The 21,103-nt window shown below is 40.8% G+C and carries 22 protein-coding genes and 1 riboswitch; of the genes, 17 read left to right on the forward strand and 5 right to left on the reverse strand.

Annotated features, from left to right (window positions below; all coding sequences use genetic code 11):
• Nucleotides 1-674 precede the first annotated feature (674 nt).
• From ACFQZ9_RS24265 to ACFQZ9_RS24330, 14 genes are all read left to right on the forward strand, one after another.
• Entirely contained in the window at nucleotides 675-1,376 is a 702-nt protein-coding gene (locus ACFQZ9_RS24265) for a response regulator transcription factor (RefSeq protein ID WP_198308710.1), read from the forward strand.
• Entirely contained in the window at nucleotides 1,366-2,790 is a 1,425-nt protein-coding gene (locus ACFQZ9_RS24270) for a sensor histidine kinase (RefSeq protein WP_498946037.1), read from the forward strand. The genes ACFQZ9_RS24265 and ACFQZ9_RS24270 overlap by 11 nt, the downstream gene beginning before the upstream one ends.
• 162 nt (nucleotides 2,791-2,952) lie before the next feature.
• Nucleotides 2,953-4,359, forward strand: a complete 1,407-nt coding sequence (locus ACFQZ9_RS24275; RefSeq protein WP_498945939.1) for a S1C family serine protease — start codon at nucleotides 2,953-2,955, stop codon at nucleotides 4,357-4,359.
• Between the two features lie 55 nt (nucleotides 4,360-4,414).
• Entirely contained in the window at nucleotides 4,415-4,828 is a 414-nt protein-coding gene (locus ACFQZ9_RS24280; protein ID WP_498945941.1) for a hypothetical protein, read from the forward strand.
• Nucleotides 4,829-4,970: 142 nt separating this feature from the next.
• Nucleotides 4,971-5,079, forward strand: a riboswitch (SAM riboswitch).
• 125 nt (nucleotides 5,080-5,204) lie between these two features.
• Nucleotides 5,205-6,218, forward strand: coding sequence for a BMP family protein (locus ACFQZ9_RS24285; RefSeq protein ID WP_498945943.1), 1,014 nt, complete (start codon nucleotides 5,205-5,207; stop codon nucleotides 6,216-6,218).
• Nucleotides 6,219-6,310: 92 nt separating this feature from the next.
• Nucleotides 6,311-7,837, forward strand: coding sequence for an ABC transporter ATP-binding protein (locus tag ACFQZ9_RS24290; protein ID WP_498945945.1), 1,527 nt, complete (start codon nucleotides 6,311-6,313; stop codon nucleotides 7,835-7,837).
• A complete protein-coding gene (locus ACFQZ9_RS24295; RefSeq protein ID WP_498945947.1) occupies nucleotides 7,812-8,882 on the forward strand; it encodes an ABC transporter permease in 1,071 nt (356 codons plus the stop codon). The genes ACFQZ9_RS24290 and ACFQZ9_RS24295 overlap by 26 nt, the downstream gene beginning before the upstream one ends.
• The gene (locus ACFQZ9_RS24300; RefSeq protein WP_498945949.1) at nucleotides 8,866-9,786 is read left to right on the forward strand and encodes an ABC transporter permease; all 921 of its coding nucleotides are present in this window, start codon (nucleotides 8,866-8,868) and stop codon (nucleotides 9,784-9,786) included. Before ACFQZ9_RS24295 ends, ACFQZ9_RS24300 begins: the two co-directional genes overlap by 17 nt.
• Nucleotides 9,787-9,799: 13 nt before the next feature.
• Nucleotides 9,800-10,465: a sulfite oxidase-like oxidoreductase gene (locus ACFQZ9_RS24305; RefSeq protein WP_498945950.1), complete on the forward strand. Its 666-nt coding sequence runs from the start codon at nucleotides 9,800-9,802 to the stop codon at nucleotides 10,463-10,465.
• The gene (locus ACFQZ9_RS24310) at nucleotides 10,458-11,180 is read left to right on the forward strand and encodes a nucleoside phosphorylase (RefSeq protein WP_498945952.1); all 723 of its coding nucleotides are present in this window, start codon (nucleotides 10,458-10,460) and stop codon (nucleotides 11,178-11,180) included. The genes ACFQZ9_RS24305 and ACFQZ9_RS24310 overlap by 8 nt, the downstream gene beginning before the upstream one ends.
• 70 nt (nucleotides 11,181-11,250) lie before the next feature.
• Nucleotides 11,251-11,679: a cell wall hydrolase gene (locus ACFQZ9_RS24315; RefSeq protein ID WP_498945953.1), complete on the forward strand. Its 429-nt coding sequence runs from the start codon at nucleotides 11,251-11,253 to the stop codon at nucleotides 11,677-11,679.
• 203 nt (nucleotides 11,680-11,882) lie between these two features.
• A complete protein-coding gene (locus ACFQZ9_RS24320) occupies nucleotides 11,883-12,467 on the forward strand; it encodes a YitT family protein (protein ID WP_198308705.1) in 585 nt (194 codons plus the stop codon).
• A gap of 97 nt (nucleotides 12,468-12,564) precedes the next feature.
• Nucleotides 12,565-13,242, forward strand: coding sequence for a response regulator transcription factor (locus tag ACFQZ9_RS24325; RefSeq protein WP_498945955.1), 678 nt, complete (start codon nucleotides 12,565-12,567; stop codon nucleotides 13,240-13,242).
• Nucleotides 13,235-14,458, forward strand: a complete 1,224-nt coding sequence (locus ACFQZ9_RS24330; RefSeq protein ID WP_498945957.1) for a sensor histidine kinase — start codon at nucleotides 13,235-13,237, stop codon at nucleotides 14,456-14,458. Before ACFQZ9_RS24325 ends, ACFQZ9_RS24330 begins: the two co-directional genes overlap by 8 nt.
• 31 nt (nucleotides 14,459-14,489) lie before the next feature.
• Here ACFQZ9_RS24330 and ACFQZ9_RS24335 read toward each other — a convergent pair whose 3' ends face one another.
• The 4 genes from ACFQZ9_RS24335 to ACFQZ9_RS24350 are packed head-to-tail and all read right to left on the reverse strand — an operon-like array spanning nucleotide 14,490 to nucleotide 16,832.
• The gene (locus ACFQZ9_RS24335) at nucleotides 14,490-15,044 is read right to left on the reverse strand and encodes a ferric reductase-like transmembrane domain-containing protein (protein ID WP_498945959.1); all 555 of its coding nucleotides are present in this window, start codon (nucleotides 15,042-15,044) and stop codon (nucleotides 14,490-14,492) included.
• Between the two features lie 20 nt (nucleotides 15,045-15,064).
• Nucleotides 15,065-15,976, reverse strand: a complete 912-nt coding sequence (locus ACFQZ9_RS24340) for an FAD:protein FMN transferase (protein WP_498945961.1) — start codon at nucleotides 15,974-15,976, stop codon at nucleotides 15,065-15,067.
• The gene (locus tag ACFQZ9_RS24345; RefSeq protein WP_498945963.1) at nucleotides 15,951-16,196 is read right to left on the reverse strand and encodes a hypothetical protein; all 246 of its coding nucleotides are present in this window, start codon (nucleotides 16,194-16,196) and stop codon (nucleotides 15,951-15,953) included. Before ACFQZ9_RS24345 ends, ACFQZ9_RS24340 begins: the two co-directional genes overlap by 26 nt.
• 6 nt (nucleotides 16,197-16,202) lie before the next feature.
• Nucleotides 16,203-16,832: a copper amine oxidase N-terminal domain-containing protein gene (locus ACFQZ9_RS24350; protein ID WP_498945965.1), complete on the reverse strand. Its 630-nt coding sequence runs from the start codon at nucleotides 16,830-16,832 to the stop codon at nucleotides 16,203-16,205.
• A gap of 112 nt (nucleotides 16,833-16,944) precedes the next feature.
• Here ACFQZ9_RS24350 and ACFQZ9_RS24355 point away from each other — a divergent pair, with 112 nt between their 5' ends.
• On the forward strand, nucleotides 16,945-17,451 hold the full coding sequence (locus ACFQZ9_RS24355; RefSeq protein WP_498945967.1) for a mismatch-specific DNA-glycosylase: 507 nt from the start codon (nucleotides 16,945-16,947) through the stop codon (nucleotides 17,449-17,451).
• Between the two features lie 36 nt (nucleotides 17,452-17,487).
• On the opposite strand, the gene shc is transcribed toward ACFQZ9_RS24355, so the two are convergent.
• A complete protein-coding gene (gene shc, locus ACFQZ9_RS24360; RefSeq protein WP_498945969.1) occupies nucleotides 17,488-19,353 on the reverse strand; it encodes a squalene--hopene cyclase in 1,866 nt (621 codons plus the stop codon).
• Nucleotides 19,354-19,517: 164 nt separating this feature from the next.
• On the opposite strand from shc, the gene ACFQZ9_RS24365 reads away from it, so the two are divergent.
• The gene (locus ACFQZ9_RS24365) at nucleotides 19,518-20,576 is read left to right on the forward strand and encodes a DUF2515 domain-containing protein (protein ID WP_498945971.1); all 1,059 of its coding nucleotides are present in this window, start codon (nucleotides 19,518-19,520) and stop codon (nucleotides 20,574-20,576) included.
• Nucleotides 20,503-20,964, forward strand: a complete 462-nt coding sequence (locus tag ACFQZ9_RS24370) for a CBO0543 family protein (RefSeq protein WP_498945973.1) — start codon at nucleotides 20,503-20,505, stop codon at nucleotides 20,962-20,964. The genes ACFQZ9_RS24365 and ACFQZ9_RS24370 overlap by 74 nt, the downstream gene beginning before the upstream one ends.
• The last annotated feature ends 139 nt before the right edge of the window (nucleotides 20,965-21,103 follow it).

Genomic DNA, 21,103 nt, shown 5'->3' on the forward strand with positions numbered 1-21,103 from the left:
AAAAAAGGGTTGGCCGGGAACTGACAAGGGTTCATAGTGCCCGTGCAGATAAAAAACTGAGTTGGCGGGGAACTGACAAGGGTTCATAGTGCCTGTGCAGGTGAAAAAAAGGGTTGGCCGGGAACTGACAAGGGTTCATAGTGCCTGTGCAGGTGAAAAAAAAGGGTTGGCCGGGAACTGACAAGGGTTCATAGTGCCTGTGCAGGTGAAAAAAAGGGTTGGCCGGGAACTGACAAGGGTTCATAGTGCCCGTGCAGGTGAAAAACTGAGTTGGCGGGGAACTGACAGTGTCTCATAGTGCCCGTGCAGGTGAAAAACTGAGTTGGCGGGGAACTGACAAGGGTTCATAGTGCCCGTGCGAATGAAAAACTGAGTTGGCCGGGCACTATAAAAATGGAAATTTAAGAACTTAAAATTTTTTACATTTAAATGCGACAAAATAGCAGCACCAAGCCATCAAACTATCACCAATAGCCCCGATAAGCAACAAAATCAAAACTCCCAAATTCTCCAATACCACAATCCCCACATAATACTACCTCACCAATCCCAATTATTAATAAACTATGAACAAAGTTTTAAAGAGTATGTAAGAAATACCCCATTCGGTTGATAAGCTCTAAAATTGGTATACACTTGAAATAGGTAGTTTTTCATGTAGGAGATGAATCATATTGAAAATACTCGTGATTGAAGATAATAAAAGTGTATGCACAATGATTGAAATGTTTTTCGCCAAAGAAGGAATTCAAGGAGAATTTATCAATAACGGCTTAGAAGGCTATAACCGTTTTAAATGCGAAACCTGGGACGCGCTCATTGTCGATTGGATGCTGCCGGGAATGGACGGAGTCACCATTTGCCGGAAAATTAGAGAAGAAAAACACTCGGTGCCCATTATTATGCTAACCGCAAAAGATAGTGAGTCAGACCAAGTACTTGGCCTGGAAATGGGTGCCGACGATTATGTGACAAAGCCGTTTAGTCCCCTCACATTAATGGCAAGAATTAAAGCGGTAACACGGAGATTCCAAAACCAAGTAACGGATCCCCAAGAAGAATTTCTTGAGACCGAGCATTTTAAAATCAGCAAAAATACCCGCGAGGTCATTGTCGACGGGGAGAACATCACCAATTTAACGCCAAAAGAATTTGATTTGTTATATTATATGATCGAGCATCCAAAACAAGTTTTTTCAAGAGAACAGCTGTTGGAAAGAGTCTGGGGCTACCAGTTCTACGGCGATGAACGGACCGTTGATGTTCACATCAAAAGGCTGAGGAAAAAAGTTGAAATGACAGGAAAACCTTTCTTCCACACTGTATGGGGAGTTGGATATAAATTCGATGAGTCGATTAAAACGGATGAAATTTAGGTATGCCTATCAACAATTTATTAGCCATATAAGCATTATTATTGTTGCTTTTTTAGTTTTAAGTCTATTGTTTGCCCATTATATTCAAAGTTTGGTCTATGAAAATAAGGCGGATGAACTGGTTTCATATGGCAAGGCCATTATTTCAGATATTGACCACAATCCGGAGGAAACTGGCCAAATTATCAATCAATACAGCACTGTCTTATCCAAAAGGAAAATGACCTTTAGTATGTTTGATCAAGGTTTTAATCTTTATTCGGTGGGGAAACGCGGGCCGACCATCACCAATTTAGAACCCGAGCAATTAAGGGAGATCGCCAAAGGGCATACCCTTGTGGTCAATGCCGATTATAAAACCTTTGGTTCAGAAGGCGTAACCTTTGTCGTGAAACCGTATATAAATAATGGTCGATTTTACGGTGGTATCCTCATAGCTTCACCTATTAGTGGAACAAGTGCAATGATTGAAAAAGTCAATCAATTTTTACTCTATACCATTCTCATTGCGCTGGGAGTTTCGTTTTTACTTAGCTGGCTATTATCAAGATTACATGTGAATCGAATTAAAAGGCTCCAAGAAGCAACATCACAAGTATCGGCGGGGAATTACCACGTCAGTGTGCCAGCTTCCGACTTTGATGAAATCGGCGAATTGGCCAGCGACTTTAATCGCATGGTCAATAAAATCAACCGTTCTATGGAAGAAATTGAAAGCTTGGAAAATCGGAGAAGGCAGTTTATGTCCGATGTTTCTCATGAATTACGAACCCCTCTAACGACCATCAGCGGGGTGATTGAAGGACTGAAAAACAATATGATTCCTGAGGGAGATAAGGAAAAAGGAATCAATCTTGTCAGTCAGGAAGCGAAACGATTGATCCGCCTCGTCAATGAAAACCTGGATTATGATAAAATTCGATCGAATCAAATCCAGCTTTTCCGTGAAGATATACAGCTACAGGAAGTGCTTGAAATTATTCAGGAGCAATTATATCTGCAAGCAGAAGAGAAAAATAATCAAATTGTGGTGGAAGCAGATCCTGATGTGCATGTAAATGCGGATTATGACCGCCTCATTCAAATTTTGATTAACATCACTAAAAATAGTATCCAATTCACCACAAATGGAACGATTTGGCTGAGAGGCAGGTCGGAACAGAACGATACGATTATCGAAATTGAAGATACTGGTGTGGGGATTGACCCAAAAGAAGTTGAGAATATTTGGCATCGCTTTTATAAAGCGGATATCTCGAGAACCAGTAACCCATACGGAGAGTTTGGATTAGGACTTTCTATTGTAAAACAATTAATTGTTCTTCATAACGGGGAAATTGATGTTTTTAGTGAAAAAGACAAAGGAACTAAATTTGTCATCCGTTTTAAAAATGAGAAGAATGCTGCGGTGTAAAAAGCTGCAGCTTTTTCGTATGGAGAATATAGTCGAGTTTTCATATTTTTTCTTGTTTTATTACAAAACCATTTAAAGTTTGTTAATAGTTTTGTCATATTTGTTGGATAAAGTAAGAATAAATACATGATTCAATAATAAGCAAAAGGAGATCGAAAGCTTATGAATTATAAAGACGATTTTAACCTAGAAAATGAACAAAATGAAACCAATTCCATTGACCTTACCATGCCGGCAAGTTCGCGAAACGAATCGGACGTAGAGAAACCAAATGTTGACCATGAAACCAACACACATGATTTTGATCGATCATCCTATGAGACTCATAATACACAAGAAACAAACTACAGAGAATATACTACTGCCTCTCATGGTGGAGAAGCAACCCGTTCTAAAGAAGAACCGAAAGCCAGCAATAAAAGAAATTTAAAAGGCTTCGCATCAACCTTAGCTGCAGGTGTCATCGGGTCGGTACTGACCTTAACGATTCTACCGCATACGGACTATATGAAAAATTATTTTGAGAAGGCGGATAACCAATCAGCTGCTACGGAAGTAAAACCAGTGACGGCACAGCCAACGGTGGCAAAAACTTCGGGTGCTTCCATTGCCGATACAGTTGAAAAGGTCTCAAAAGCAATCGTCGGAATTGAAAACTATCAAAAACAGCAAAGTAGCGATTTCTTTGGTAATTCCAGCCCCTCTCAAAGTGTTGAAACAGGCTCCGGATCTGGGGTGATTTTTCAAAAAAATAATAATGATGCCTATATCGTAACCAATAACCACGTAGTCGAAGGGGCTTCAAAACTTGAAATCTCTTTATATAATGGTGAAAAAACAAAGGCAGAGGTCGTTGGTACGGATGCTTTAACCGATTTGGCTGTCTTAAAAATTGATGCAAAATATGTGAATGCTACGGCGAGCTTTGGGGATTCTTCCACACTTCGACCTGGTGACCAAGTGTATGCCATCGGTAACCCGCTTGGACTTGACCTTTCTAGAACAGTAACACAGGGAATTATCAGTGCTACCAACCGCAGTATTGCTGTTGATACCTCTGCAGGAAGCTGGGATACAAATGTCATTCAAACCGATGCCGCCATTAACCCTGGGAACAGCGGTGGTGCGTTGATCAATTCACAAGGACAGGTTATTGGCATTAACAGCCTAAAGATTTCTGAGAATGGTGTCGAAGGTTTAGGCTTTGCCATCCCAAGTAATGATGCGATCCCAATTGTCAATCAATTAATAAAAAATGGAAAAATTGAGCGGCCATATATCGGCATTGGTCTTGAAGATTTAGATCAAATTCCGCAAATCTATTGGCAAAATCTGCCTAGCAGTGTCCAAAAGGGCGTAATGATTACGCAAGTGGATCCGCATTCTGCTGCTTCAAGTTCTGGGCTGGAAGTGAAGGATGTCATTGTTTCCATGAATGGTGCGAAAATTGGCTCCTCTTCCGAATTACGTAAATATTTATATACGAAAGTGAATGTAGGAGATACCGTTAAGTTTGGGGTATACCGCAATGGCAAGCTAAAAACGATCGATGTAAAGCTATCTAAATAAGCTTTCATGTTTTGATGCAAAATAAGACCTAAAGAATCAAGTCAGAGGTGATGAGATGAATCGGGTCGGAAAATATGCGAGCGGAAAGAATGTAGAGGATACCGAGCTGTTAAAAATGGTTCTTGATCTTCCAGAGAAAGATAAAATGCTGATGTGGTCTGAGGGATATATCGACATTGTCATTGAAAAATTACCAGAATATGGGCGGGATATTTTGGTGAATCGCAAGAAGAAATGGGAAGACACCAAGGCTTATTATCAGGACCAGCTAGGCGACATTCTTTCAAAGGAAGAGGTAAAGTTGAAAATGAAGAGCGAACGCAAAGAGTTCGCTCTTTTTGTCATGCAGCAGTATAAGGAATTTCAATCCTTACTGTTTTTATGCTATGACGGGAATTTAAAAGATGTTGATTTAAGGAAATTTGTTTTTCGCAGGCGATATGGTTCAAAAAAATCATATTTAAGATAGTCTGCCAGCGATAATTTAAAAGATTTAAAATTTTTTTAAAAGTATATTTACTTTTTCGGTTTAAAGTTGTAAACTTTAAAATAATTCAGACATAAACACTATTGATATAGTAAAAATAAGTTATTTTTAAAAAATAAATAATTCCTTATCACGAGTGGTGGAGGGACAGGCCCTATGAAACCCGGCAACCGCTGTTTTATTAAAACAGAAGGTGCTAAATCCTGCAGAGTGCTTACTCTGAAAGATAAGGGAGAGTCGAGGTGAAAAAGCGCTCTTCCTTATGGGAAGGGCGCTTTTTTGTTCTACATAATCATGGTTTTGCTTTTTCCTAAAAAAGGAAGAAATTATATTATAAAAATAAATGAGGGGGTTCATCATGAAGAAACTAGCATTAATTGTTACGATTTTTGCCTTTTTGTTAGCAGGCTGCTCAGGGGCAAATTCTTCTTCTTCAAAAAGCAAGGAGAAGGGTTCAGAAAAGAAGCGTGTTGCGTTAATTTTACCAGAAAAAATTGGGGTTAACCCTTTCTTCCAACAAATGGATGAAGGCGCTAAAAAGGCTGGAAAAGAATTTAACATCGATGTAAAAACCATTGAGTCAACTGACCAAGCAGCGATTGAACAAAATCTTCGTACAGCTGTAGCGGAAAATTACGATTTGATCATTACTTCATCCTTTGAATCAGAAGATGCTTTAAAGAAAGTGGCAACTGAAAATCCAAAAAAACAATTTGCGATCATTGATACAACCGTTGATTTACCAAACGTTCGCAGTGTAACCTTCCGTGAACAAGAAGCAGCCTATCTTTTAGGAGCAGCTGCAGGTCTTGCGACTAAAACGAATAAAGTCGGGATGGTTGTCGCAATCGATGCACCGTTGATGAAGAAATGGACAGGCGGCTTCCAAGAAGGATTGAAAGCAACAAATCCCAAAGCGCAATTTCTTGTAAACTATGTTGGCAGCTTTACAGACCCAGCAAAGGCAAAAGAACTTGCCCTGCTTCAAGCCTCTAAGGGTGCAGATTTTGTTGCAGGTGCTTCAGCCGTTGGTGATTTAGGCGTATTTGAAGCAGCAAAAGAAAAAGGATTCTTTACTTCCGGACAAGACGTTGACCGTACCGAAGTGGATCCAAAGCATGTTGTTCTTTCTCAATTAAAGGGAACAGATGCGGCCGCCTATGAAACCATTAAAGATTTTGCAAAAGGAACCTATAAAGCAGGAGTGGTTTCATATGGCTTGAAAGAAGATGGAGTCGGGCTAACGTATGTAACAAAAGAAAGCAAGAGTCCGCTAAATCCATTTGTTGGACAAGCGAATATCGATAAGGTAAAAGCCATTAAAGATGACATCATTTCCGGTAAGGTAACGGTAACAGACCCGTTAAAATAATCGCTTAATGCTAAATAGGGAAGCTATCTAAAGATTTTTAGAAGATAGCTTCCCTTTCACCATGAAAAACAGGTTTGAAAGGAGAAAAAAGGATGCCTCGATTGGAAATGAAAAACATGACAAAGCGTTACGGGAATTTTGAGGCAAACTCTGATGTATCGTTTACCTTAAATCCCGGGGAAGTCCATGCCATCGTTGGGGAAAACGGGGCAGGAAAAACGACACTTATGCGCATGTTATATGGATTAGAACAGCCGAGTGCCGGCTCCATTTTGCTTGATGGCAAGGTCGTTCACTTTAAAAGTCCATTAGATGCTCTAAGTCATGGCATTGGCATGGTTCATCAGCATTTTATGTTAATTCCAAATTTAACGGTGACAGAAAATATTGTCATTGGCCGCGAACCGAAGAAGGCGGGATTTTTTAATCGTAAGAAAGCGGCTGAAATGGTTTCGGAGGTTTCAAACAACTTTGGAATTCCTGTTAGACCAACCGTTAAGGTGTCGGAGTGTTCTGTCGGGGAACAGCAGCGCATAGAAATTGTCAAAGTCCTTTACCAGGGGGCCGACATCATCATTTTGGACGAGCCGACAGCGGTGTTAACTCCTTTAGAGGTAAAAGAATTGCTGAAGACGATTCGATTTTTAGCTGAAAAGGGAAAGAGTATCATCCTCATTACGCACAAGCTGCATGAAGTAATGGAAGTGGCAGATCGAGTAACGGTATTAAGAGGAGGAAAGGTGACAGGAACGTTTCAAATCGCGGATACGAATGCAGATGAATTAGCGAAAAGGATGGTTGGCCGGGATCTCGTTCAATTAAAGGATCGGAAACAAACAGTTGGAAATGAGTTTCTTAAGGTGCAAGGAATATTGGTCCAAGGGAAATCTGAAAAACCTTTACTAGATGGTATTACCTTTTCTGTTTCTGAGGGTGAGATTGTCGGAATTGCCGGTGTTTCAGGTAATGGTCAATCCGAATTGCTTCAGGCGATATCGGGACTGATCGAGGTGGATCAAGGCAGGATTGAACTAGGGGGAACGGAGATTACTCGTTCGTCCGTTAAGTATAGAAGAGAAGCGGGTTTAGCCCATATTCCGGAAGACCGCTACCTATGGGGGGCGGCAAAGGAGGCAAGTGTTGAAGAAAATGCCTTTATGGGATACCATCGCAATCCTGTTTTTTCGCGAAAGAATTGGTTATTAAAAAGAAATTTCCAACAAACCGTTCAAAAGTGGATTGGCAAATTTTCAATAAAAGCTGGGGCGTTAAACAACAACGCTGGGAATTTATCCGGCGGAAATTTACAAAAACTGATTGTTGCCAGAGAGCTCGGACATGAGACCCCTTTTCTCATTGCTGCTGAACCAACAAGAGGGGTGGATATAGGTGCAATGGAGGTCATTCATGATGCACTTATGGAAAAACGAAACGAGGGCGGAGCGATTCTTCTCGTCTCTTCTGAGTTAACTGAAATTATGTCATTATCGGACCGAATCCTTGTGATGTATGAAGGCAGAGTTGTTGGGGAGTTATCCGGGGAAGAGGTAACCGAAGAAAAATTAAGTATTTTGATGGCAGGAGGAACTATAAATGAATCGATTGAGACAACAGCTTAATGCCCTGATACAGCCGATTCTAGCCATCGTTCTTGGTCTGATTGTCGGTATGGCCGCCATTCAAATCGTCCATGGTTCGATTATCCAAACCTATACCGAAATGTGGAATGGCGCATTTGGGAACTTTTATTTCTTTACTTCTACTTTAGCGAGAGCGACTCCGATTTTACTCATCGCCCTAGGTGTCGGGTTTGCATTTCGGGCCGGGGTCTTTAATCTTGGTGCGGAAGGGCAGCTGGTTTTTGGCGGAATCGCTGCAGCCTTAACGGCTTTGTATTTACCCGGACCCGCCGCTTTGAAAATGATCGGTGCCCTTTTGGCAGGGGTTATGGCAGGAGGAGTATGGTCACTATTAGCGGGCTGGATGGAGTTAAAGTTTAAGGTTCAATTAGTTATTTCTACCTTACTCTTAAACTATATTGCTACGTATTTTGCTAGTTATCTAGTTTCAAAACCCTTTCAGGACAGGACTGGATCGGCTGCATTAGCTCAGACGAAAATGCTCGATGAACATCTCTGGCTGCCAAAATTATTCGCGGGTATGCCCGTGCACCTTGGCTTTATCATTGCCATCCTTTTTGCTATTGTGTTATATATTTGTTTCCGATTTACCTCGACAGGGTATCAAATTTCCATGCTTGGAAAAAACCCTTTTTTCGCCTCCTATGGGGGGATTCACAAGCAAAAAATTACGCTTCTCTCGATGTTTATCAGCGGGGCTTTATCAGGACTGGCCGGTACGTTTGAAATTATGGGGACACACTACCGTTTTATTGACGGTGCCTTAACGGCTCCTAGCTATGCCTGGACAGGCTTAATGGCTGCATTATTGGCCAATTCGAATCCGATTGGGACCATCTTTACCTCAATTTTACTTGCTGCATTGCAGACGGGGGCGATGGGAGTAGAACGAAATACCGATGTACCGCTTGAGATTTCTAGTGTGATTCAGGCCGTCATTATTCTATTTATATCAGCTAACTTTGCTTTTGAAGGCTTTAAAGGCATCAAGAAAAGGAGGAAGACAGATGGAGCAGCTGTTTGATGTTTCGTTGTTAAGTTCAACCATCCGCATGGTGGCTCCGATTCTGTTAGCTGCCCTGGGCGGAATGCTTTGCACCCGTGTAGGAATTTTTAATGTGGGCTTAGAAGGACTGATCATAACAGGAGCCTTCACAGCAGTGGTTGGAAATTATTATACCCATAGCCTTATTTTAGCTGTCCTTATGGCGGCAGGGAGCAGTGTGCTGCTTTCCCTTTTATTTGGCTTCATGACGATTAAAATGAAGGCCAATGAGATTGTGGTTGGGGTTGCGATTAACTTTTTAGGGCTCGGGCTGACGACGTTCTTTTTACGAACGATCTTTCATGTGAAAGGTGCCTATTACAACAAAGATATGGAAGGTTTACCACACTGGAAGATCCCAGTGATCGAAAAAATCCCTTTTTTAGGTGATGTGTTTTCAGGGCACTCCCCGCTTGTATATCTGGCCATTATTCTAGCCATTTTATTTTATATCTTTTTTTACAAGACCGTTGCAGGTTTTCGTATGCTTGCTGTCGGATTCAATGCTGCAGCCTCGAAAACAGTTGGTATAAAAGTACAGGCCTGGCAATACTTAGCCATTGCCTTATGCGGTGCGCTGTGCGGGCTTGCAGGTGCACAGCTTTCCTTAGGACAGGTAACAATGTTTTCAGAAGGGATGAGTTCCGGCAGGGGATTTATTGCTTTGGTGGCAATGATGCTGGGACAATCACATCCAATTGGAGTATTGGCTTCAAGTCTATTATTTGGATTAATGGATGCATTAAGTACAAGATTACAAGGCTTATCGGTTCCGACCCAATTTACAATGATGATCCCGTTTGTCTTAACACTTCTCGCCATGTTCTTCTTAAAGGATAAGGGTGTCGATCAAAATCAATCAGGCCAGCAAAGCTCTCGATAAGGAGGAGAATAAAATGAATAAAGCAGAAAAAATCAAAAAAATGAAGGTACCGGTTAATAATAATCCAGAATTAGCATCCCGGCTTCCACAAGGGCAAGTTCTCACAGAACGGTTCCCGATTCTTCATGAGGGAGAAATCCCAACCTATGATATGGACACATGGACGCTTAAATTATTTGGTGAAATCGAAGCGGAAAAGGTTTTAAAGTATGCAGATATTCTAGCCATGCCACAATCATCAGTTACCTGTGATATTCATTGTGTAACAAGATGGTCAAGGTTTGATAATACGTTTCAAGGCGTTCTATTTAAAGATTTTCTAAAAGCCGCTGGAGTATATCCAACTGCTAAATATGTAATGGTCCATGGGGATCAGGATTATACTGCCAATGTACCACTTGAAGATTTATTACGGGATGACTGTCTTTTAGCGCATTCGTTTGAAGGAAAGCCTCTGTCAGATAAGCATGGTTGGCCGCTCCGCCTTGTGCTGCCGCATTTATATTTCTGGAAAAGTGTCAAATGGGTGCGGGGATTTGAATTTATGAAGGAAAACCAACCGGGTTTTTGGGAACAAAACGGTTTTCATTTAAATGGCGATCCCTTTAAAGAGGAAAGATTTTCAGGAGAAGATCTGCCAATTCCAGAGGATGAATGGGAGTACAAAGATTATGACTAATAAGCTGCCAAATTTAAAAATCAATCCGGAGGAACTGCCAAAACGAGTTCTAGTCTGTGGTGACCCTTTTCGGGCAAAAAAAATTGCCTCCTTACTTGAAAATGCCACACTTTTAGCGGAAAGCAGGGAGTATCATAGTTTCAAAGGAAAATGGAATGGTGAAGAGGTAGGAGTCGTTAGTCATGGTGTAGGCTCGCCCGGTGCAGCCGTTTGTTTTGAAGAATTGGCCTTTGGGGGAGTCGAGCATATTATTCGGGTCGGTACAGCGGGTTCCTATCAAGCTGATGTTACACCGGGTAGCCTTGTCATCAGTAAGGCTGCTGTCCGATGTGACGGGCTGACGAACCAGTTAGTCCCGCAAGGTTTCCCGGCTGTTGCGGACGCTAAGATTGCTGAAGCGTTGGAAAAAGCATCGATCATGAACAAAGCTGATGTTCATTCCGGAATCACCTTGACCCTAGATGTTTTTTACCAAGGGGTTTTGGAATTCCCGCATGCACTTTATCAAAAAGCCGGTGTTCTCGCGGTTGAGATGGAAATTTCCGCTTTATATATCATTTCATCGTTAAGAGGAATGAAGGCTGGAGCAATTGTGGCCATTGACGGTTATGCCGATGCCGATTTACGAAATACATACAATCCGCATACGGACAAGGTTAAAGAGGCAGTGGATGATGGAATAAAAATTGCCCTAGATGCCTTGGTTACACTTTAAAAAACTTATTATGATGTCATCACTTCCCTCCTAAGAATATGCTATAGGTGAACAACATGGAGGTGGCGTGATGGCTGTAGTGAGGGCAAGAAAATCCGATATCGACCTGTTAGCCAGGTTGCTTCGGGCTGAAGGTGAGGGAGAAGGGGATCTTGGAATGCTTCTCATCGGGAATGTGGGAATTAACCGAATACGTGCAAACTGTTCTGATTTTAAAGGACTTCGCACCATTCCGCAAATGATATTTCAACCACATGCATTTGAAGCAGTTACACATGGATATTTTTATCAATCACCAAGATCATCTGAAAGACGTTTAGCGCAAAAGGTAATCGATGGGCAAAGATTTTGGCCCGCAAAATTCAGCCTTTGGTATTTTAAACCGGATGGTGATTGTCCAAATACATGGTATGATCAGCCGTTTGTTTCAAGATACAAGCAGCATTGCTTTTATCAACCAACATCCGAAACATGCGCGAATGTATATAATACATTTTAAGAAAAATAGAGCCGTTTATGCAGACGGCTCTATTTTTATTTGAAGGCTTTGTTAAAGGAGAATGTTGATTTCTGAACAGCGTTAATTGGAGCGGAAAATACACCTATGTATGAATTAGAATTTCATTAAATTCCATCCGGTCGAATAAGTTTTTCTCTTGGACATATATGTAGTAAAAAGAGTATTGGACAAGGATGGATTGCATGGTAAAAAAAATGGTGGTTATTGGCTTTGGGAGTACATTAATTGGCGTCGGTCTGAACGGATTTATTATTCCATTCCATTTAATTAATGGCGGCTTTTTGGGAATTAGTCTAATCATAAATTACTTATGGGGTTTGAAAGCAGGCTTGATCTTTATTTTCCTCAATTTTCCTGTTTATATGTTTGCCTTTAAATCTGATCCGCTTTATTTTGTTAACGGTATAATTGGGGCAATCATATCCGGAATAATGATTGAATTACTAATTCCATTAAATGGTGTCTTCCATTTACCGATTATGAGCAGTGTGATTATCGGTGCAGTCATCATTGGGATTGGGGTCGGGGTCATGTTAAGAAATCATATTAGCCCTGGAGGAATGGATTTACTAGCATTGCTTATGGCAAAATGGTCAAAAATCAATGTCGGTGTGATTATTTTTGCAATGGACACAGTTATCATTTTTGCTGCTCTATTTTTGCTACAAGATGCAAAACTGTTTTATTCGTTATTGATTGTCTCGATTGTTGGATTACTTGCCAGTTTGATTACCTCTTTTCGTGGGGTGCAGATTTTCATCCCATGAAATCAGAAGGTTTTTTGTCACGTTTTTTTCACTTTTTTTTCAAAAAAGCTTGCTATGATAATAGCAAAAGGAATTTTTTTGAAATGGAGTGACGAAAGTGAAGATTTTACTGGCTGAGGATGATGTCCGGCTTGGGAAGCTTATGAATCATATGCTTAAAAAAGAATTTTACCTCGTTGATTGGGTTAAGAACGGAAAAGAGGCATATGACCAAGCCGTTTTTTCCAGTTATGATGTGATTATTTTAGACTGGATGCTGCCTAAAGAAGACGGGCTTGCTGTTTGCAAACGGCTTCGTGAAAAAGGGATTAGCAGCGGGATTTTGTTTGTAACAGCGAAAGATGCAATCGAAAATATCGTTTCAGGCTTAGATGCAGGTGCGGATGATTATATTGTTAAACCCTTCGAATTTAATGAGCTTCTGGCACGGATACGGGCCATCAGTCGGAGAAAAGAAAAGCCTCTTGAAGATGTCATTACCATCCACTATTATACCCTCAATCTTCACACACATGAATTTAAACGTAATGCTTCCCCGATTGATTTAACGAAAAAAGAATACCAGCTCCTTGAACTTCTTATGCGCAACCAAAACCAAATTATGACAAGGGACGTTCTGTTTGAGAAGATATGGGGATTAGATGGCGAAGTTTCTGATAATGCTTTAGATGCTTTAGTCAAATTGGTGAGGAAAAAGATTGATGTACCCGGAAGACCTTCTTTTATTCAAAATATTAGAGGAATCGGCTATAAAGTGAGAAATTCTCATGTTTAAGCAGGTGAAAAAACGGCTAACGTTTCTCTATACAATTTCATTACTTTGTTTGCTGTTTTTGTTTATTGGAATCCTTTATTTTTTAATTTCACATGAAATCAATCAAAAACAGGTGGATGAAGTAAACGGATATTTTTCCAAAGAAAAGATGGACTTTATCGAAGACCTTTATGAACAAAAACATCGCGGTGTGGAATATGACCCAAATCGGACCATCTTTTACTATGTTTACAACCAAGAAGGCAATCTTCGCTACGGAAAAGAAGTATTTCAAAACCTCGTCGGTCAAATCAAAAAAACTGAAGGGAATTCTTCTATCAAAAGGATGGAATGGGGGAAAAAACATCTCCTGCTTGTAAAAAAAACGCTTGTCATAAATGGAGTGATGCATGGATTTGTGGTTCTTGGTATGGATATTACTGGTGAAGAGCACGTAATTCAAAACATTACATGGACGCTTGTTGGTATGACCCTATTTTTTAGTTTATTGTTTGCCTTTCTAGGATACTTTTTTGCGGGACAGGCAATGATACCCATTAAAAGAGCCTTTTTGAAACAGGAAAAATTTGTATCAGATGCTTCCCATGAGCTTAGAACCCCTTTAAGTATTTTTTATGGCTCACTTGATTTCCTGCAAAGGGAAGAAAAATTAAGTGCCTATGGTCTTGAAGTACTTGCGGATGCCAGGGTGGAAGCGGAACTGATGAACAAATTAATCAATAACCTGCTGTTTTTAGCAAGAAGTGACAAAAAGGAGCTTCCTCTGAGACTGGAAAATGTGAATCTCTCAGAGCTTTTGGAGAACACTTGTAAAAGGTTTTCTAGGAGAAAGGCTGAATCCATTGCTTTGATTACAAATATTCAAAAGGGGATTTACTTAAGATGTGATGAGCTAAAAATTCAGCAATTGATTTCTATTCTACTTGATAATGCCTTTCGCTATACAATAGAGGGAAAGATCATTGTCAGCTTAGATACCAGAATCGAGAGGTTGATAATAACAATAGAAGATACAGGATACGGAATTTCATCAACGGATCTTCCTCACATTTTCGACAGGTTTTATCGGGCTGATTTATCACGAGAAAAGGGCGGGACCGGGTTAGGGCTTTCGATTGCAAAATCAATTGTTGATGCTCACGGCGGGAAAATATCCGCCAGCAGCATAGAAGGGGAAGGAAGTAAATTTATCGTTTTTTTTAGTAGAGAAAAATAAATGGCATCCAGTTGGATGCCGTTTTATTTATTTACTGTTTTCGATCATGGTTCTGGTGAATAGCCTGTACACCCATATAGCGAGTTAAACTTAAAACGATAATTAGCGAGCTTCCGCATGCATAAATAAACAGTGCCCATGGTTCCCGCGAATCAGTTCCGATCGCAAGGCCATGAAAAACCATTAGAAACCAGGCAGGAAGTACGGCGAGGTGTAGTTTTTTCCATCTTTTGATTCCTAATTTTTTAATGAAGAATTCAGAAGAAACTATCACAAGAAAAAATAGATAAAAAGAAAGTGTGCCTAGCGCCGATTCTAGGGGTTCATTTTTAGCAGCAAACGGGATTAGCACTTCTTGTAATGAGTAAGGAACATATTGATCTTCTAATATTAACACGATGTGAAAGATGATGGTCAACAGCCCGTACCAGCCGCTGGTTTGATGAAGATTTTGGAGCAGCCCTTTATGTTTTTTCATCATGGATAGGCTGCTGCCTATCCCGAGTGAGAGAGAAACAGTTACTAGGAAAAAGGCGATAAACCCTGAGGCACGGATGAGTGTCCAGATATTAAGGTATTCGGTCATGATTAACATGTTCTCCTTTCTTAGATCATGATTTTTCCATCCTGTTGAACAAGAAGGAATGATAGACGGGTGGTGATTTGTTTCTTTAAGGCCTGTTTTTCTGTCATAAAGCAAAGTTTTGCGGCTACTTCCGCATCCAAGCAATCTTCAGTCGCTGCAGTTGCCTGAATTATTTTGCTTACGACCGGCTCTCCTGTTTTTCCGTTTAGAATATGGTGCTTTTTAATTTTCCCATGGTTCCAGCTGCGATAAATAGTATTGGAGGTAGCGATGCTGCCATTATTTATCTTGTATTGAAAAATTTCCTGATCTTCATTAAAAGGGTGGACGACCCCGACTCTCCACTCTTTGCTGCCATTCGACCATACGGAAATATCGCCGCCGCCATCGACGATGCCCGCTGCTGCTTCGCCCACCTGTTTTAGCCAGTTGGCAGCAGCCTGTACAGCATAGCCTTTACCAATGCCGCCAAGATCAATTTGCCCCGGTGAATTTCGGAACACCGACCTATTGGCGGCATCCAATTCGAATGGAGTATCCTCCAATCTTATTACCTTTGGGGTGGGAGTGTTTCCGATCTTTTCTGTATGAAATGGAAATGAATCTCGGTACCCGTGGAACTCCATTTGTTCTAATAAATAGGGTGTGAAAAGACCACCGGTTCTTTGCCGATAGGATTCTGCTTGCACTAGGACATCGAAGAGAGGAGGAGAAAGGGTTCGCTTTTCTCCAATTTTTAGTTGGTTGACTATATCAAGTTCGTTCCCCTTTCGAAAACGTGACCATTCCTTTTCGACATAATGAACCCAGCCTTGGATGACTTCTTTCCAATTTGAGATTTTACAGTTTGTTACTGCGATATAAAAAGTGGTGTTCATGGCGTCAATTGTTAAGGTATCAAGGCCATTATGATCTTCTTGTTCTACGATCACTTTTCTCGCCTCCAAGGGATGTTTCCACTCCATTAATAGAGTAATTCGACCAATCGAGCTTAGCCAATTTTCTTTCTTCTGTACTCATCGATTTCAAGGGTAAAGTGTTAGGTTGGAATCCTTCATTTGATTGATTCGAGCCGATTTGGCCAATAACAAATGCGGAAAACGCTGTTCCTGTTAATCCGATGATCCATTTCGATTTTTTTGATTTTGCCAACTAATTTCACCTTCCTTTGATAGCTTTCATGATTAATACTGATTTTTGGCTGTCCCATGAAACCCGGTATCCAATTACATTTGCTCCAACTGAGATGGGGAAGTATAAGCCGTTTTCATAGGCTGTCGCTTTGATTGGCATAGGTGTTTTTATTCCATTTACAAATGCGGCGTTTGACCCTGCTTTGATAATTAGTTCAATTTCCCCCTTTTTCATTTGAGCAATTTTACTTTTGGGATAAACTTTTAAATCCGCATCTAAAGCACCTGCTAGTGCCTCTGCGGAAACTAGCAGCTGTCCGTCACCGGGGATAAGGTACAATTTCGTTTCTCTTGTTTCAGCTAAAACTTTTACTTCGGTGGGTTCTGTGATGGGTAAAGGGTTATTCGGATTGTTCCGCGGTTCGCGCGACCAAATATTCCAATATTCGTTTTGCTGTTCAGCAGTGAATGGAGCTTGCTGCTCCTGATCCCATTCGTCCTTCTCCTCCTCATCATCACCGGATTTTTGGTAATACTCATACTTCGCATCATCATCATGTTCTTCGTGGTCATCGGCCATGACACTTGTTCCGATTGTGAAGAGCAAAATTGCTGTAAAAAGTGAAATGAGCCATCGTTTTCTTTTTTGAAGCATTTTTTAATCCTCCTTTGTGCTGTTGTAAGTAAGTTTAATCCGGCTTTCTGAAAAGTAACTGAAATCTGTAGGGAAATTGGGGGAATTTTTATATTTTTGTTAAAATAAAACCATGAAACCAATACCAGATCATTTAAAGGAAAATTTAACGATTTTATTTGTGGGATTTAATCCAAGTATTCGTTCAGGTGAAGTAGGGCATCATTATGCAAACCCAAACAACCGCTTTTGGAAAATTCTTTTTGAAGCGGGGCTGACACCAAGAAAATATGAAGCCTCAGAGGATGGGGATTTAGTAGAAAGGGGTTATGGGTTCACCAATATTGTGGCCAGGCCAACTAAGGCCGCAGATGAAATTACTAGGGAAGAATATCGTGAAGGTAGAGAAATTTTGAAAGAAAAGATTCAACGATTTAAACCGAAAGTGGTTTGTTTCGTTGGGAAGGGAGTGTATCAAGAGTATAGTGGCCGAAAAACGGCACCGTGGGGAGTACAATCGGAGTCTATGGTTTCGGGGACGATTGATTTTGTCGCGCCATCCTCAAGCGGACTTGTCCGAATGAGGATGGAAGAGATTGTGGAGATATACAGGCAACTTACTAAATTAATTGTAGAGTAAAAAACATCGAGGGGTGTGCCTTCGATGTTTTTCTATTTAAAATCCATATTTTTTTCGATAATGCGAAAGGGCGATTAACGGGAAAACATAGCGGTAGCTGTGATAGTGGATGTAAAAGGCGCCCGCCATACCTTGGCCCTTAGGATAGTCTGTTGTCCAATCCTCTTTTTCAATAGAAGAGAGTAGAAAAGAAATTCCCCTATCAATCTCTTTTGTTGGCTGATCCGAAGCTGCGATTAAGGCATCAAGTGCCCAGGAGGTATGTGTTAGCGTACTGGCGCGGAGCGGGACATAGGTTTCCCGATGATCACTGTGACAGGATTCCCCCCAGCCGCCATCATCGTTTTGAGTGCTCTTCAGCCAAGTTACCGCCTTTACGACAGCCGGTTCAGCAGCAGGGACTCCGACTGATAAAAGCCCTGTGATCGCTGCCCATGTCCCGTAGAGATAGCAAATTCCCCATCTTCCATACCAGGACCCGTCCTTTTCCTGATTTTTCAAAAGCCATTTGACAGCTTTTTTCACATCCTCATGATTGCGTGATAGATTCGTATAATTCCCGAAGAATTCAAGGGTCCGGCCCGTAAGATCTGCACAGGTAGGATCCAATAACATATACTTACCTTTTTCAACGGGTAAAAACTCAACAAGCTTTGAATTGACGTTTTTTTCAAAGGCTGCCCAGCCGCCATCATCATTTTGCATCGAAAAAATCCAATTAATCCCTCGGTCCCAAGCGTTAAGATGAGTGGAAGCGATTCTTGAAATCGAGCGCAGTGAGGCGGTGGTATCATCAACATCCGGGAGTATATGGTTCACATGGGAAAACCCCCAGCCCCCCGGCAGACTGTTAGGATTATGAATCACCCAATCACCGAACTTATGATGCTGCCTTTCTAATAAATATTGGTTTGCCCTCACAATCATTGGGTCTTCGGGTACAATACCTGCCCCCTGCAGTGCATAACCAATTAACGAGGTATTCCAGACGTTTGCAGTCGTATATTGCATATGCGGCAAGCCCTTGATCTCACATTTCATAGACTTAATTCCATTTACCGCATTGATAATTATTGGGTCTGTCTTTTTGTACCCCAGTGAAAGGAGTGCGAAAATCATTAAAAAAGTGCAGCTATAATAGCTGTAAAACGTACCATCCGGCTCTATTCGGTCGAGCATATATTTTTTTGCCCGTTCGATGGCTAATCTGTGCAGGTCACCTGGTAATCCGAGTAAATTTTTCACACCATCTTCAAGGAAGGAAAACAGCGACCGCATTTCGCTTGAACGAATCCATGGGTCGGGTGTGTTTCGGTCTATCTGCAATTCAGATAAATTTGGACTTTTTGCAGTCGTGATCGTGAACTTTTTATCTGCCAAAATCATAATGGGAGTAAGATTTGCCCTGCCGAAAACGGAAAAAGAGTAAAAGTTAACGGGGAAACTAAGCGGCAAAAGAATGATTTCAACTGGCATCGGAGAAAATTTCGGCCAGTTATATTGTCCGGTTATGGCCAGCATCACCTTTGTATACATGCTTGCTTCTTCTAAGCCGCCATTCGCCAAAATAAATCTTTTGGCTGCCCTCAAACGTCGGTCGTTCTTTTGATAATACCCTGAATAAAGTAGAGCGTAATAGGCCTCAATAGTTGCTGTCAGATTTCCTTCGCCCTCATCGTAAAATATTTTCCAGGCCCCATTCTTTTCCTGTCTGGATAATATTCGATCAGCTAACCCTTGGATTAATTCTTCATCATGTAATTCCAATGTCCTTAATAAAATAATCATATATGCATCTGTTGAAATTCCGGTTTCAAAGGGATAGTTCCATGAGCCGTCGGGAGATTGATCGTTCTTTAGCTTTCCTACAATCCAGTCGATGCCCTTACTTGCAGTGATCATCCTATTTTCTCATTCCTCTCCCATTAATGGATTCTTATCTATACATATTCCCTTTAGGTAAAGAGAATTCGTAGGGGAGGTGCTGCGCCATATTTTTTCTGCGAAATCGAGAAAAATCACCACTTGAAAGTATTACCGAAGAACTGAAGAAGAAAAGCAAACTGATGGGGAAGGCTTCTGTTCATGAAGAGCTGTTACCGAAACGGGACCGTTTGCTGTTAAAACAAATTAGGCTGAAAACCCAAGAACATAATCTAAACAATGTCACAAGGACCCGAGCGTATTTTGAATTTTATCAGTACCATCCCGAAATTCATTGGGCATTTTTAGGTCATATGGTCTCAAGGAACGGCGGCTTTAATATGACTGATTTAAAAGGAGAATTTTTGACGAGATTGTTATCGAAAAAAGAAAGGAATTCATTTTTTTCCTTTCTGGAGAGGGGGAATTGGTTGATTTTCCAGGATGCCTATCCGCAATTTTTACTTTATCGCGAAAGCCTTACTGTTAACAAACCCTTATTTTACTTATTTCCCTACCTAAATATTTCGACCTTCATGGAAACGATTTGGAATCATTTTTGGGGAAATCATGACACCTACATCCTCACGATGGCTCTAATTGTTAATGAACAAAGCTATTTAGAAAAGAGAGTCGTGCAAAACCCTCAATATAAAAAGGAGGTGTTCAATAAACTGGAGTTTAAACTGCAAGATTTGCTTTCCTTTAACCAAATTCTTTTTCCGTATGGCAATAAAAATATGGTTGGCCAAACCCTTCATCAATTTGGGTCGGTCAATGAGCGAATTTTATTAGGAAAACGATTATATGCTGTTTTATATCAGGACCGGGATATTTTTGAGGGTGTGGTGGAATGGGCAAAAAGTCATCCGCATACAGGGTCAAGAAAGGATTACTGGCCGGATGTTTTCAATCATGTCAATGAAGGAGTTCCGGGCCTGGCTTACCAGCTGCGTTTAAAATCCTGCCGTCTTCGGTCTGGTGCAAGAAAAATATTTAGTCCCAATTTGGAATCCGCTTGGAAAAATCGATCGCATCCTGAAGCGGAAAAAGGTGATTGGTTTCTTGACTGGCGAGTTGTGGATTATTTAAAAGAGGACAATGAATCTTATGATGGGGAGATCAAGAATGAATACTGTAAAACACTTGAACGGCTCGAGCTTGCCGCCCTTGCGAAAAAAGCGATATCTATTTTGGATTAAGACGTATATTCCGGCAATGCTGCTTGGCTCACTTCTTGGAACGTATTTAGACCTTTATTTTGTTGAAAAACAAATGTATCGTTTTCCAATTCGGCCCTATCCGGAAATTTTTTCGATTAATATTGTGTTCACCCTTGTGGTGCTTCCTGTCTTTATTTTTATTTATCTTTATATGATGAAAAAAGTAAATGGTTGGGGGAAGGCGGGAATTGTCCTATTTTTAAGTCTTTTCATGCCAATCATGGAAAAGTTATCAGAGATGATAGGGATGTTCGCTCATTCCAGTGAATGGAAACACCTTTATACGGCAGGAGGCTATTTAATTTTTTTAACGGTGATTTATAGCTTTTTTCATTGGATGGAGAATAAAAACAAAAGCCAAGACTAATGTCTTGGCTTCTCAGGTACAGCGTATGCGGTACCTGCCCCTTCCGTCCGTACAGTGGTTAAGTGTCCCGCAACAAGCGAATGTTCGGAAGGGGTATATATAGTTTACCACAAATTTGGAAAAAATAAATATGGTTTAA

Source organism: Neobacillus sp. GCM10027624, from assembly GCF_042675345.1.
Lineage (GTDB): Bacteria > Bacillota > Bacilli > Bacillales > Cytobacillaceae > Neobacillus > Neobacillus cucumis_D.

What these genes read in the sequence shown, in the direction of transcription:
- ACFQZ9_RS24315 (WP_498945953.1), top strand. Translation starts at nt 11,251, where the DNA reads ATGGCTGTAGTGAGGGCAAGAAAATCCGATATCGACCTGTTAGCCAGG.
- ACFQZ9_RS24365 (WP_498945971.1), top strand. Translation starts at nt 19,518, where the DNA reads ATGGGGAAGGCTTCTGTTCATGAAGAGCTGTTACCGAAACGGGACCGT.
- ACFQZ9_RS24275 (WP_498945939.1), top strand. Translation starts at nt 2,953, where the DNA reads ATGAATTATAAAGACGATTTTAACCTAGAAAATGAACAAAATGAAACC.
- ACFQZ9_RS24370 (WP_498945973.1), top strand. Translation starts at nt 20,503, where the DNA reads ATGAATACTGTAAAACACTTGAACGGCTCGAGCTTGCCGCCCTTGCGA.
- ACFQZ9_RS24305 (WP_498945950.1), top strand. Translation starts at nt 9,800, where the DNA reads ATGAATAAAGCAGAAAAAATCAAAAAAATGAAGGTACCGGTTAATAAT.
- ACFQZ9_RS24295 (WP_498945947.1), top strand. Translation starts at nt 7,812, where the DNA reads ATGAATCGATTGAGACAACAGCTTAATGCCCTGATACAGCCGATTCTA.
- ACFQZ9_RS24300 (WP_498945949.1), top strand. Translation starts at nt 8,866, where the DNA reads ATGGAGCAGCTGTTTGATGTTTCGTTGTTAAGTTCAACCATCCGCATG.
- ACFQZ9_RS24270 (WP_498946037.1), top strand. Translation starts at nt 1,366, where the DNA reads ATGAAATTTAGGTATGCCTATCAACAATTTATTAGCCATATAAGCATT.
- ACFQZ9_RS24310 (WP_498945952.1), top strand. Translation starts at nt 10,458, where the DNA reads ATGACTAATAAGCTGCCAAATTTAAAAATCAATCCGGAGGAACTGCCA.
- ACFQZ9_RS24290 (WP_498945945.1), top strand. Translation starts at nt 6,311, where the DNA reads ATGCCTCGATTGGAAATGAAAAACATGACAAAGCGTTACGGGAATTTT.
- ACFQZ9_RS24280 (WP_498945941.1), top strand. Translation starts at nt 4,415, where the DNA reads ATGAATCGGGTCGGAAAATATGCGAGCGGAAAGAATGTAGAGGATACC.
- ACFQZ9_RS24355 (WP_498945967.1), top strand. Translation starts at nt 16,945, where the DNA reads ATGAAACCAATACCAGATCATTTAAAGGAAAATTTAACGATTTTATTT.
- ACFQZ9_RS24330 (WP_498945957.1), top strand. Translation starts at nt 13,235, where the DNA reads ATGTTTAAGCAGGTGAAAAAACGGCTAACGTTTCTCTATACAATTTCA.
- ACFQZ9_RS24350 (WP_498945965.1), bottom strand. Translation starts at nt 16,832, where the DNA reads ATGCTTCAAAAAAGAAAACGATGGCTCATTTCACTTTTTACAGCAATT.
- ACFQZ9_RS24320 (WP_198308705.1), top strand. Translation starts at nt 11,883, where the DNA reads ATGGTAAAAAAAATGGTGGTTATTGGCTTTGGGAGTACATTAATTGGC.
- ACFQZ9_RS24285 (WP_498945943.1), top strand. Translation starts at nt 5,205, where the DNA reads ATGAAGAAACTAGCATTAATTGTTACGATTTTTGCCTTTTTGTTAGCA.
- shc (WP_498945969.1), bottom strand. Translation starts at nt 19,353, where the DNA reads ATGATCACTGCAAGTAAGGGCATCGACTGGATTGTAGGAAAGCTAAAG.
- ACFQZ9_RS24335 (WP_498945959.1), bottom strand. Translation starts at nt 15,044, where the DNA reads ATGACCGAATACCTTAATATCTGGACACTCATCCGTGCCTCAGGGTTT.